Source organism: Proteus appendicitidis (assembly GCF_030271835.1).
Lineage (GTDB): Bacteria > Pseudomonadota > Gammaproteobacteria > Enterobacterales > Enterobacteriaceae > Proteus > Proteus appendicitidis.
Genome location: NZ_CP127389.1, coordinates 2,014,204 through 2,027,702, shown reverse-complemented (window position 1 = coordinate 2,027,702; position 13,499 = coordinate 2,014,204). Strand labels below are relative to the sequence as shown.

Here is a 13,499-nt window from a genome sequence, read left to right as displayed (position 1 = left end):
AGAGAACTCCTTAAAACCCGATAAATGCTAAGAGCATATCGATGATTTTAATCCCAATAAAAGGGACTAATAATCCGCTGATCCCGTATAAAGAGAGGTTTCGGCGCAATAATGAATGCGCTGAAACAGGGCGATAATGCACACCTTTAAGGGCAAGAGGGATCAAGAAGACAATAATTAAGGCATTAAAAATAACCGCAGATAACATTGCAGATGCTGGTGAATGTAAGTTCATGACATTAAGCATATTGAGCTGTGGATAGGTGACAGCGAAAGCCGCAGGAATAATGGCGAAGTATTTAGCAATATCGTTGGAAATACTAAATGTCGTTAAAGCGCCTCGTGTCATTAGCATTTGTTTACCAATATGCACAACTTCGATTAATTTTGTTGGATTAGAGTCTAAATCGACCATATTACCCGCTTCTTTGGCGGCTTGAGTACCTGAATTCATCGCAACAGCGACATCCGCTTGCGCTAAGGCTGGAGCATCATTAGTACCATCACCCGTCATTGCAACTAATCGACCTTCAGATTGATATTGACGAATTAATGCTAATTTTGCCTCAGGTGTTGCTTCAGCCAGAAAATCATCAACACCAGATTCTGCTGCGATAGCGGCTGCCGTAAGGTGATTATCACCAGTGATCATAACGGTTTTTATCCCCATTTGGCGCAGTTGAGCAAAACGCTCTTTAATTCCACCTTTCACAATATCTTTAAGTTCAACAACACCTAAGATTTTCTGATTTTCAACCACCACCAGCGGTGTTCCTCCCGTTCTCGCTACTTGCTCAACTATCGTGGTGACTTCATCAGGAAAATGACCATGACTGACTTCAATATGACGACGAATAGCATCAACGGAACCTTTGCGGATCAAGCGCTCTTCTAAATTAACACCGCTCATTCTTGTCATTGCAGAGAAGGGAATAAAAGAAGCACCAATTGATGCTAAATCACGTTCGCGTAAATTAAAACGCTGTTTAGCGAGGATCACAATGCTTCTGCCTTCAGGCGTTTCATCTGCAAGCGAGCTTAACTGTGCCGCATCAGCAAGTTGTTTTTCGCTAATACCCGAAAGCGGGATAAAACGAGAAGCTTGACGATTACCGAGTGTAATTGTGCCTGTTTTATCAAGAAGTAAGACATCAACATCACCCGCAGCTTCAACAGCACGCCCACTGGTTGCAATCACATTGGCATCCAGCATTCGACTCATTCCAGCCACACCAATTGATGAAAGTAAGCCGCCAATCGTTGTGGGAATAAGACACACCAACAAAGCAATTAAAGTGACAACAGAGATAATCTCACCATGACCTTGAAACTCGACAGCAAACACACTAAATGGATAGAGCGTTATACAAGCCAATAAGAAAATCAGTGTCAATGCAGTCAATAAGATAGTCAAAGCAACTTCGTTTGGCGTCTTTCTACGCTTTGCGCCTTCTACCATTCCAATCATACGGTCGAGAAATGAATTACCTGCTTCAGCAGTACAACGTATGATTAACCAATCGGATAACACCCGAGTACCGCCAGTGACAGAAGAAAAATCACCACCCGATTCACGAATAACAGGTGCGGATTCACCCGTAATAGCACTTTCATCAACAGAAGCACCACCTTCAATGACTTCACCATCACAAGGAATAGCTTCGCCAGCGTTGACTAAAACGATATCACCTTTATGCAATAAGAAAGAGTCAACGGTTTCTTTTGCGGCATTAATGTCTGCGTGATGTAAACGTATCGCTTTAGATTGTTGTTTAGCCCCACGTAAGCTAGCCGCTTGTGCTTTGCTTCGACTTTCTGCTAATGATTCAGCGAAATTAGCAAATAGCAATGTCACCCATAACCAAAATGTGACTTGTGAAGTAAAGTGATTATCATCAGGGAGATAACCTAACAGCGAAGCAATCCAAATTCCGGTAATTAAGAGCGCACCCACATAAACGATAAACATAACGGGATTACGCCATTGTGCTTGAGGCGTACATTTTTTTATCGCATCAAAGAAAGCCGATATCACGGTTTTTCTGTCAAAGAGTTGAGTTTTTTTCATGACACGTTTCCTTATTTAGCCCAAAACAGTTGTAAGTGTTCTGCAATAGGGCCAAGTGCTAATGCCGGAACAAAAGTTAAAGCGCCGATCATTAATACCGTGAGGATCAATAACAAAATAAATAGCGGTGAAGTGGTAGAGAGTGTTGCCAAGCTTTCTGGCTGACGCTTTTTCACGGCTAAACTACCTGCAATAGCTAAAACAGGTAGCATGACACCAAAGCGACCAATCAACATGGAAAGCCCTAATAATAGATTATAAAAAGGTGAGCTGGCGTGAAGCCCGGCAAAAGCACTACCGTTATTATTAGCCGCAGAAGTAAAAGCGTATAACACTTCACTAAAGCCATGAGGACCTGGATTTAAAATGGCTTCACGACCAACATCAGTAAATAAGGCAAGGGTTGTACCTAATAAAACAACGGCTGGAGAAATTAAAATTGCAATGGCTACCCATTTCATTTCGGCAACACCAATCTTTTTACCAAGATATTCAGGTGCGCGACCAACCATTAATCCCGCGATAAACACAGCTAATAATACATAGAGGATCATGCCGTAAAACCCTGATCCTACTCCGCCAAATACCACTTCTCCTGTTTGCATTAACCACATTGGCACCATGCCACCCAAAGCGGTTAATGAGTCATGCATGGCATTAACTGCACCACAAGATGCCGCTGTTGTGACAGCAACAAAAATAGCACTACCGATTATGCCAAAGCGTGTTTCTTTGCCTTCCATATTTAGCGAGCTTTCTGCACCCGCAAAGATAAACTCTGAATTTCCTTGCCATTCAGCCCAAGTGACCACAGTAACAGCAACGATGAAAATTAATGTCATCGCCCAAAGCAAGGTATGCCCTTGGCGTTGTGTTCCACTTAAACGACCAAAGGCAAAACATAAGGCAGTAGGAATAAGAAATATGGCAAGTATTTGTAAGAAGTTACTTAATGATGTTGGATTTTCATAAGGATGGGCAGAGTTTGCTGCAAAATAGCCACCGCCATTTGTGCCTAATAATTTAATGGCTTCTTGAGAAGCAACAGGTCCCATTGGTAACCACTGTTGTTGTCCATCAAGCCCTTGACTTAATACCGCGGGGTGAAAGTTTTGTATTACCCCTTGGCTGACAAATAACAGTGACCAAATAATTGATAAAGGGAGTAGGACATATAACGTAATGCGCCCAATATCAATCCATGCATTCCCTAATGAGGTACAAGAGGACTGTGTTAGCGCTCTAATTAAAACAAAAGCGACAGCAATACCGGTTGTTGCAGATAAGAAGTTTTGCACTGCAAGCCCCGTCATTTGGCTTAAATAACTCACTGCGGTTTCACCGCTATAAGCTTGCCAATTAGTATTAGTGATAAAGCTAATTGTGGTATTTAACGCTAAATCCCAATTCATATTAGGTGCAACTTGAGGATTTAACGGTAAATAGCCTTGGTTTAGCAACATGACAAATAATAGGATCGCACCCATTAAATTAAAAATAAGTAGGGCGAGCATATAGTGATACCAGCTCATTGGCTGGATTGATTTTCCTGCGGGTTTAAAACCACAACAACGCCAAATAACATGTTCGGTTTGAGTAACCCAATGAGGTAAATCACCTTCGATAAGGCGAGCTAAATAATATCCAAGCATTTTCCCTATCACTAATAATGTGATCAGAAAAATAGCAAGATATATCAACATCGTTATTGCCATTTTTAAAATGCCTCTGCGTTAAATAACACATAGATAAGATAAGCAGTGAGCAAAACAACTAACGTCACAGCACCGAATATCAGCATCAGAACAATCCTTTTACTATTTAGATTGAGTGAGCGTACTGAATGGGCTGTAAAGATGTTGATAAAAGAGTAGTGATAAGTGTAAAAAAAGTATAAAAATGACTTAATAGGTGGTTTATTACCCTTTGATTTATTGAATTAATGTCATACCTTTGTTAGATATGAGGGTGAGTTCAAAGAGTATACTAATTAAATGAGTGGAAATTAGCACTTTCTAGGAGATTTTGAATGAACACCCTCTATCTAAAGGCTAAATGGTTTTTATACTTCTTAAGCCTGTTAATGATTTCATCTCTCTTTATGGTTAAAGCGATGGCAAATTCTGATAAGGCATACTTAGTTACATTGGCACAAGAAGGAAATTTATCTGAGTTAAAACGCCAAATAGAACAAGGTGCAAATATTGAACAACGTGATCTAAAGTTACGCACACCGCTTATGGCAGCCACACATGCAAACCAAATTGAGGTTGCGAAATATCTGATTGAGCATGGCGCAGATGTTAATGCCCGTGATGCTATTCATGATTCACCATATCTTTATTCGGGCGCTAGAGGGTTACAGGAGATCTTAGAACTAACGTTATCGCATGGCGCCTCGCTTAAAAGTATTAATCGTTATGGTGGAACAGCATTAATTCCTGCTTCAGAACGAGGTCATGTAAAAACAGTAAAAACACTGATTGATGCTGGTGTGGATGTTGATCATATTAATCGTTTAGGTTGGACGGCTTTAATCGAAGCTATTATTTTAGGTGATGGTAGCCAAAGATATGAAGAGATTGTGAGTTTACTTATTGAAGGTGGAGCTAACGTTAACCTTGCCGATGGCTCTGGCCACACACCATTAACCTTAGCTAAAGATAAAGGGTATACAAACATCGTTAATATACTTGAACAAGCGGGGGCAAAATAATGTCAGATAATCAATTTATACAACAAGCCATATCGCTTGCAATGGATAATGTGAAAGTAGGGGGAAGACCATTCGGCGCAGTCATTGTGAATAATGGTCAAGTAATTGCAAGTGCTGTTAACCAAATAGTAACGACCAATGATCCTACTGCTCATGCTGAATTGTTAGCATTACGGGAAGCTGGAAAAGTATTAAAGCGAACAAAATTAGATGATTGTATTGTTTATGCCAGTGGGCAACCTTGCCCAATGTGTCTTGCCGCAATGCGCATGGCGGGGATCTCTAAAATTTTTTATGCCTATTCTAATGAGGATGCAGAGCCTTACGGACTATCGACAGCCAATATTGCTAAAGCATTAAGAAAGGTGCCAGAACAGCAAGAAGGTCTTCAATTTGTACAGATAAGAACGGAGGATGAAATGCAACCCAAGCTTTATCAGTATTGGTCAAAACAATCTTAAAAAGATTAATTATTACTATAAATAAAAGCCCTAAAAGTGAGAATTGAAGTAACTGCATAAATAGATACTTTTAGGGCTTTCTATTCTAATATTTATTAATAATCAACAAAATAACTGCTTTTCAGCAGGGGTGACATTTAACAAAGATTGCCAGTTTTTTAATGTTAATGTCGCCAGCATGGCTAAACCTTCATAATATGGGAATGCGCCTTGCAGAGATAACTTCTCTAAATAACGATAAGCCCATGGCAGAAGGTGTTCTGCTAATAGCTCATTTAGTTTTTCAGGTCGAGTTTCTGCAATCCATGCCACCATCATCACCATTAAACCAAAGTGATCTTCCGGCTCGTTTTGAGTTAACGCAATATCAATGCCATTTTCTAGCATCCATTCACGTAAATCTAATGTTGAGTTACCGAATAATACATTTTCATGATCAAGGTAAACAGAACCCCAAGGTGGTGCTGGCAGTGCGTAAGGACCGACAAATAAGCGTTGATATGCCTGTGCTAAAGTTTCTTCCGCTAATGTGGTTTGTGAAAGAAGACTAGCAATGCGTTGCTTTTCTTCATCACTGCCATAAGGCCATTCTTCAACCCATTTTTGACTAGACAGCAGCTCGACAATGTCACTTTTCTCAGTAGGTGCATAATAAAAAGCTGCGCCTAAAATACGGGCAGTAAGAGAAATATCAGTAATAACTTGTTGTTTCATAATATTTTTATAATCCGCTTAGATTTATTGTCTTTACTATATGCGATTTTCTATCTAAACATAATGACGAAGATTAAAAAAGAGCGATACCGTAATATAAAAGGAAAACCGCTATAACAGATAAAAAGAGTGAGCCTTTTAACTATTACAGCGGTTTAGCCGGGTGAGAACTTAATTAACCAACAACTGCCATGCCGACAGTCATATGTAAACCATAGAACACACCGCGCCCTATAAACTCACCCACAAACACTAAAATAAAGCCCAATGCTAATAACGCCACAGAAGGGTTATTTTTACGTAACAGTGGAGCAATCCAGCAACTTAAGCCTAAGACTAAAGCTACTAATTTAATTCCCATCAAAGTGCCATAGTTAGGAACTAAATCTACCGCTTTTTGTACAGAGGTTTGAATAGAGCCTAATTCAAAACCTTGTGATGTTGCCACAATAGCGCTAACAACAATGGCGATAACACTGAGTAATGGCAATGCACTGACGCAGTTTAGGTTAAAGCCCGCAATACGCATTAAGAGTGCCGCTAAAATAGGACCACCGATAAAGGCTGTCAGTACAAAATTAAATGTGGTATAGCCATTATGCCAAGTCGGAACAGTATCAATTTGGTATACACGAGAGATAGCCGTAATAAATAATGCGGCTAATACCATAACCAACGCGACCCATAATTTGCCTAATGCAGCCGGCATTTTATTAAATACAGCCAGTAACCAGTAAATACCACCCAGTGCAAAGAAAATAGAACCGCTGGCAATTTCATTACTTAATGATGAGTGACCCAAACGAAGTAATGAGTTAAATGCGCGTAATGGGGTTCCCATATGCATCATGGATAATAAGAAACCAATACCCATTAATACCCAAAGTCCAAACATGCTGTAATGCACTTTTCGGTTCATTTCTGCGGAAAGCTTACCCGAAAGAATCGCGCATCCCATAATAATAAAGGCGCCAGCAACACTTTGACCGATAACGGTAAAAAACATTAGTGGCCATTCATGCAATCCCACCATCTTACACCTCCTCTGGGTTTGCCAGATGACCAGTGGTATCACCCACAGGACGGCTATTGGCATTTAATTTAAGGACAATATTTGGCTTGGTGTATTTTGCTGAAGGAAGTGGGGCAATTTCAGCTAAATCACCATATTTAGCGCGTAACTCTTCAATAGGTGCCATATCTAATGCACGTAGTGGACAAGATTCGACACAAATAGGTTTTTTGCCTTCTGCGACACGTTCATAGCAACCATCACATTTGGTCATATGACCTTTGACTTCATCAAATTGCGGTGCGCCGTAAGGGCAAGCCATATGACAATAACGACATCCAATACAGACTTCTTCATTAACAACCACAAAGCCGTCTTCACGTTTATGCATCGCACCACTTGGACAAACTTTGGCACAAGCAGGATCGTCACAGTGGTTACAAGAGATCGATAAGTAATAAGCAAAAACGTTCTGTGTATAAACACCATCTTGCTCAGTCCAATCGCCACCTGCATATTCATAAATACGGCGGAAATTGACTTCAGGGGATAAATTTTTAAAATCCTTGCACGCCAGTTCACAGGTTTTGCAGCCGGTGCAACGACTTGAATCAATATAAAAACCATATTGCGTTGACATAACCAGACTCCTTACGCCTTGACGACTTCAACAAGATTACTGTGAGAAGGATTACCCTTAGCGAGAGGTGAAGGGCGTTGTGTCGTTAACACGTTAATACTACCTGCGTGATCAATTCGATTACTGTCTGGGTTATACCAAGCACCTTCGCTTAAGCCGACAACGCCCGGTAAAATACGAGGTGTGACTTTTGCATTGATCCGAACTTCACCACGATCGTTATAAATACGCACTAAATCACCGTGTTTGATACTACGTTTAGCCGCATCAACAGGGTTGATCCATATTTCTTGAGGGCAAGCTGCTTTTAAGACATCAACGTTGCCATACGTTGAGTGGGTGCGTGATTTATAATGGAATCCCGTCATTTGTAATGGGTATTTTTCCATTGCCGGGTCGCCATAGTTTTCAAAACCAACAGAGTAGACAGGTAGTGGATCAATCACATCGCCAGATTCAAGTTCCCACGTCGCTTTTATGTCGGCAAGTTGAGAAGAATAAATCTCAATTTTACCTGATGGTGTGGTTAATGGGTTATTTTCAGGATCTTCACGGAATTGGCGATAAGCAACGTGATGACCTTCAGGGTCACGTTTTTTGAAGATACCTTGAGCACGGAACTCTTCAAAAGTCGGCAGTTCAGGTAAGTTTTGACGAGATTGTTCGTAAAGGTGACGTAACCACTCTTCTTGAGTACGGTTTTCAGTGAATTTTTCACCCACCCCCATGCGTTTTGCAATTTCGCTGGTCATTTCATAGATATTGCGGCTTTCAAAGCGGGGTTTGATTGCCTGATCTGCAAAAATAACATAAGCCATATTACCTGCTGATGCATCCATACAGAAATCCATTTGTTCTGATGCTGTGCAATCAGGAAGTAGAATATCGGCATATTTAGCGGATGCTGTCATATGGTTATCGATCACCACAATCATTTCGCATTTTTTATCGTCTTGCAAAATATCATGAGTACGATTGATTTCAGAATGTTGGTTAACTAAGCAGTTGCCCGCATAGTTCCATACCATTTTGATTGGTACATCAAGCTTGTCTTTACCACGAACACCATCACGGGTTGCGGTCATTTCTGGGCCACGTAAGATGGCATCCGTCCACATAAACATAGAAATGCTGGTGGTAACAGGGTTAGTAAAGGTTGGCATACGAACAAAAGGAATACTGTAAGAGCCTTCACGAGCGCCAGTATTACCGCCGTTAATTCCCACATTCCCCGTTAAAATAGAGAGCATTGCGATAGCACGAGAAGCCAGTTCACCGTTAGAACGACGTTGAGGACCCCAGCCTTGTGTAATATAAGCAGGTTTCGCTGTTGCAATCTCACGGGCTAATTTCACAATGCGTGAAGCAGGAATACCGGTGATCTGCGCTGCCCATTCAGGCGTTTTTGGCTGACCATCTACACCATTACCTAAAATATAGGCTTTATAGTGACCATTTTTTGGCGCACCTTCTGGCATAGTGGTTTCATCGTAACCAACACAATATTTGTCTAAGAAAGGCTTATCAACTAAGTCTTCTTTGATCATGACATAAGCTAATGCATTAACTAATGCAGCATCTGTTCCTGGACGAATAGGGATCCATTCATCTTCACGACCAGCGCCCGTATCGGTATAGCGTGGATCGATGATAATCATTCGTGCATCAGATTTTTCACGAGCTTGCTCAACGTAATAGGTGACACCGCCACCACTCATACGTGTTTCACCCGGATTATTACCGAACATCACGACAAGTTTGGTGTTTTCAATATCAGAAGGGCTATTACCATCTGCCCAACCACCATAAGTATAATTTAAGCCCGCTGCGATTTGCGCCGTACTATAGTCACCATAGTGGTTAAGATAGCCACCACAACAATTCATTAATCGTGCAATTAATGTTGCACCTGGTGGCCAAGATTTCGTCATGGTGCCACCTAAAGTACCTGTACCGTAGTTTAGATAAATAGATTCATTACCATAATCTTTAATTAAACGTTTCATGGTGTCTGAAATAGTATCAAACGCTTCATCCCATGAAATACGTTCAAATTTACCTTCACCACGTTTACCTACACGTTTCATTGGGTAGCGCAAACGGTCTGGATTGTAAACACGGCGACGCATAGAACGACCACGTAAACAGGCGCGAACTTGGTGTAATTCTTCGTAGACATCATTGCCAGTGTTGTCAGTTTCGATGTATTTAATTTCACCATCAACCACATGCATACGTAATGGGCAACGACTACCACAGTTTACAGTGCATGCGCTCCACACGACTTTTTCGCTATTAGCTGTTGGTTTTGTTTCCGAGGCAATGGCTTGATTAAAGGGCAGTGATAATCCACCCGCGGTTATCGCTAAACCACCCGCTGCACCTGTTTTTACAAAACGACGGCGAGATAAGGGAGTGGAAAGTAACGCCATCTCTTTGATGTTTTTCATACATTACTCACTTGATTATTAACATTTTAAGAAAAAAACAGAAGCTAATAAGCTTATAAAGAAATAATTATTGTTATTGTTGTTAAAAAATAAGTACTTTAACGTGGGCAACAAAACCCGACAGTTAGTGTGGATACTACGTATTTCCTGAAATTTGTAGTTGCTTTACATCAAAGAAAAGTGATTTATTACAATGGTTACCAGTTTTTGTGATTACCTTAAGCGTATGTATTAGTTGTGTTTAATTATATCGCCAACATCATTATATAAGTAAATACATAACGATTGGTTAAGTTTTTTTATGTTATCAGTAACATTTATTAAGCCTGTTTGCTTGCTTCTATCTATATGATTTTGTTAGTTCAATAGTTAATTTTAGAAGCTATAATTATCTAACAATTCATTAACCTACCTAGCTAAACAAAAATTAAAATTTGTTTAGCTTTTCGTTGTTTTTAATTATTTAAAAACGTCAAAATATGATTAATAAATGTGCTTTTTTGTAATTGAGATCACAATTGAACGCCCTTTATCTGAGTTTTTATTGCTATCTTGAATTGATTTTTATTTAATCTAATTATTAGCTAAACCGGTTTAGTTTTTTAATTGAACTAAATACTCGCTACATAAATAAAAAAGAATGACAGAGGCTATGATGAATATTGAAAAAGTTGCTCACCAACTTATACCTTTATTAGGTGGTGCTGAAAATATCGCAAGTGCAGCACATTGCGCTACGCGCTTAAGGCTTGTTCTTATTGATGATTCAAAAGCGGATAAAGAAGCAATAAACAAATTAGAGGGTGTGAAAGGATGTTTTAGTAATGCAGGGCAAATTCAAGTTATTTTCGGCACAGGGTTAGTCAATAAAGTACATGCCGCATTTATTGCTGCTGCGGGTATTGGTGAATCAAGTAAATCTGAAGCAGCCAATATTGCGGCTAAAAAGCTCAATCCATTTCAGCGAATAGCAAGACTGCTTTCTAATATTTTTGTGCCCATTATTCCTGCCATTGTAGCGTCAGGCTTATTAATGGGATTGTTGGGGCTAATGAAAACTAACCAGTGGGTAAGCCCTGACAATGCATTATATATTATGCTGGATATGTGTAGTTCGGCGGCTTTTATTATTTTACCCATTCTTATTGGTTTTACTGCGGCAAAAGAATTTGGCGGAAATCCTTATCTTGGTGCGACATTAGGCGGAATTTTAACGCATCCAGCGTTAACTAACGCGTGGGGGGTTGCGGCTGGTTTTAATACCATGAATTTTTTTGGATTAGAAGTCGCCATGATTGGCTATCAAGGAACCGTTTTCCCGGTTTTACTTGCTGTTTGGTTTATGAGTGTACTGGAAAAACAATTACGTAAAGTTGTTCCTAATGCACTCGATTTAATTATCACGCCATTTTTAACGGTAATTATTTCAGGCTTTGTTGCGCTATTAGTTATTGGACCTGTCGGTCGCCTTTTAGGTGATGGTATTTCATTAATATTAAGTACGTTAATTACGCAAGCAGGATGGATTGCGGGGCTTATTTTTGGTGGTCTTTATTCTGTTATTGTTATTACGGGAATTCATCACAGTTTTCATGCGGTTGAAGCAGGCTTATTAGGCAATCCTAATATTGGCGTTAATTTCTTATTACCGATTTGGGCAATGGCGAATATTGCACAAGGGGGAGCTTGTATTGCCGTTTGGTTTAAAACCAACGATGCGAAAATTAAAGCAATTACGATCCCTTCAGGTTTCTCCGCTATGTTAGGTATCACTGAAGCGGCAATCTTTGGGATTAATTTGCGTTACGGTAAACCTTTTATTGCTGCATTAATTGGTGGTGCAGCGGGTGGAGCTTGGGTTGTTGGCTCTCATGTTTATATGACCGCGGTTGGTCTTACCGCAATTCCAGGTATTGCGATTGTGCAAGCGGGTTCAATTAGTAATTATGTTATTGGTTTAGTGATTGCATTCTTAACAGCTTTTGTTCTTTCTCTTTTACTGAAATACAAAGTGGAGTCTGCATAAATGACAAAAAGCGAAGGGTTATCTGCAATTTTACAAGCGGTTATGCGTAATAGTGCTAACGTAGCAAAGGATAAATATTATCCGCGTTGGCATTTAGCTCCAATAACCGGGTTATTAAATGATCCGAACGGATTTTGTTTTGATGGTAAGTATTATCATCTTTTCTATCAATGGGCGCCTCTATCTTGTGAGCATAAAAATAAATGTTGGGGGCATTGGCGCTCAAAGGATCTTATTACTTGGCAACATCAACCTATTGCTTTATTGCCTGATGAATTTTATGACAAAGATGGCTGTTATTCTGGTAGTGCCGTGATCAATCAAGGACAATTAACGCTTTGTTATACCGGAAATGTTAAATTTCAAGATGGAACTCGTACGGCTTGGCAATGTTTAGCCGTAGAAAATAAACAGGGTGGTTTTGATAAGTTAGGACCTGTTTTAGGGCTTCCTGAAGGTTATAGCGGGCATGTTCGTGATCCTAAAATTTGGCGGTACAACGATAAATGGTACATGGTATTAGGAGCGCAAACTCTAGATAAACAGGGTAAGGTTTTACTCTATCGTGCATCTCACTTATATCAATGGCAATTAATAGGTGAATTAGCCGGAAGCCATTTAGGTGGGTTAGGTGATGCGGGTTATATGTGGGAATGCCCTGATCTTTTTGAACTTAATGAACACTTTATTTTATTAGCTTGTCCTCAAGGAATAAAAAAAGAGCAACAGCGATTTTTAAATTCGCATCCTAGTGCTTATTTAATAGGAGGCTTTGATTATTCAACCTTACAATTCCAACATGGTGATTTAATCGAGCTTGATGCAGGTTTTGAGTTTTATGCGCCACAAACCACACAAGTTGATGGTCGGCGTTTATTATTTGGTTGGATGGGTGTTCCGGATGGAGAGGAAATGTATCAACCCACTATTGCTAATGGCTGGATACATCAAATGACTTGTCCTCGTGAATTACAAATAAGAGAAGGGCAACTTTATCAGCAACCCGTAAAAGAATTACAGCAACTCAGACAAAATGCACAATATTGGCAAGGCATTGCAGATGATGCACCGGATATTAACGAATTTTCGTTTGAACTTGAAATAGCGTTATTCGGCTCTCTAGAGATTTACTTTTCTGATACTCTGGTTTTAATCATTAAGAATAACCAAGCAGAATTAAAACGCCGTAGTGTTAAAAACGGGGAATGGCAATCACGTTTCTGGTCTGGTGATATAAAACATCTTCAAATATTATGTGATAACTCAAGTGTGGAAATTTTCTTTAATGGCGGTGCGGGTGTAATGAGCAGTCGTTTTTTCCCTTCAGAAAAACAGACTGTCTGCTTCTTGGGGAAAGACACAATAAAACTCACAACGTGGCAATTAAAGAATGCATTGGTTAGTTAAATACG

General features: G+C 39.9%; 10 protein-coding genes. 4 read left to right on the top strand and 6 right to left on the bottom strand.

Going from position 1 to position 13,499, the window contains the following annotated elements; translation table 11 throughout:
- Positions 1 to 10: 10 nt before the first annotated feature.
- Positions 11 to 2,068: a potassium-transporting ATPase subunit KdpB gene (gene kdpB, locus QQS39_RS09465; protein ID WP_285805854.1), complete on the bottom strand. Its 2,058-nt coding sequence runs from the start codon at positions 2,066 to 2,068 to the stop codon at positions 11 to 13.
- Positions 2,069 to 2,079: 11 nt separating this feature from the next.
- Complete coding sequence (gene kdpA / locus QQS39_RS09460; RefSeq protein WP_285805853.1) at positions 2,080 to 3,783, bottom strand: potassium-transporting ATPase subunit KdpA; 1,704 nt, start codon at positions 3,781 to 3,783, stop codon at positions 2,080 to 2,082.
- Positions 3,784 to 4,097: 314 nt separating this feature from the next.
- Between kdpA and QQS39_RS09455 the strand changes: the two genes are divergently transcribed.
- Together QQS39_RS09455 and QQS39_RS09450 are read left to right on the top strand one after the other, a co-directional pair.
- On the top strand, positions 4,098 to 4,784 hold the full coding sequence (locus tag QQS39_RS09455; RefSeq protein ID WP_151435179.1) for an ankyrin repeat domain-containing protein: 687 nt from the start codon (positions 4,098 to 4,100) through the stop codon (positions 4,782 to 4,784).
- Positions 4,784 to 5,245, top strand: coding sequence for a nucleoside deaminase (locus QQS39_RS09450; protein WP_151435178.1), 462 nt, complete (start codon positions 4,784 to 4,786; stop codon positions 5,243 to 5,245). The genes QQS39_RS09455 and QQS39_RS09450 overlap by 1 nt, the downstream gene beginning before the upstream one ends.
- Before the next feature lie 102 nt (positions 5,246 to 5,347).
- Here the strand turns inward: QQS39_RS09450 and dmsD are convergent, their stop codons facing one another.
- The 4 genes from dmsD to dmsA form a co-directional block, all read right to left on the bottom strand.
- Positions 5,348 to 5,959 (bottom strand): Tat proofreading chaperone DmsD, encoded by a 612-nt coding sequence (gene dmsD / locus QQS39_RS09445; protein WP_151435177.1) that lies wholly within the window; start codon positions 5,957 to 5,959, stop codon positions 5,348 to 5,350.
- A 175-nt stretch (positions 5,960 to 6,134) separates the two neighbouring features.
- On the bottom strand, positions 6,135 to 6,992 hold the full coding sequence (locus QQS39_RS09440; protein ID WP_285805852.1) for a DmsC/YnfH family molybdoenzyme membrane anchor subunit: 858 nt from the start codon (positions 6,990 to 6,992) through the stop codon (positions 6,135 to 6,137).
- A gap of 1 nt (position 6,993) precedes the next feature.
- Positions 6,994 to 7,611: a DMSO/selenate family reductase complex B subunit gene (locus QQS39_RS09435; protein ID WP_151435175.1), complete on the bottom strand. Its 618-nt coding sequence runs from the start codon at positions 7,609 to 7,611 to the stop codon at positions 6,994 to 6,996.
- Positions 7,612 to 7,622: 11 nt separating this feature from the next.
- Positions 7,623 to 10,061: a dimethylsulfoxide reductase subunit A gene (gene dmsA, locus QQS39_RS09430; protein ID WP_285805851.1), complete on the bottom strand. Its 2,439-nt coding sequence runs from the start codon at positions 10,059 to 10,061 to the stop codon at positions 7,623 to 7,625.
- Between the two features lie 655 nt (positions 10,062 to 10,716).
- Here dmsA and QQS39_RS09425 point away from each other — a divergent pair.
- Positions 10,717 to 12,087, top strand: a complete 1,371-nt coding sequence (locus tag QQS39_RS09425) for a sucrose-specific PTS transporter subunit IIBC (protein ID WP_151435173.1) — start codon at positions 10,717 to 10,719, stop codon at positions 12,085 to 12,087.
- On the top strand, positions 12,088 to 13,494 hold the full coding sequence (locus tag QQS39_RS09420; RefSeq protein WP_285805850.1) for a sucrose-6-phosphate hydrolase: 1,407 nt from the start codon (positions 12,088 to 12,090) through the stop codon (positions 13,492 to 13,494). It abuts the gene before it with no gap.
- The last annotated feature ends 5 nt before the right edge of the window (positions 13,495 to 13,499 follow it).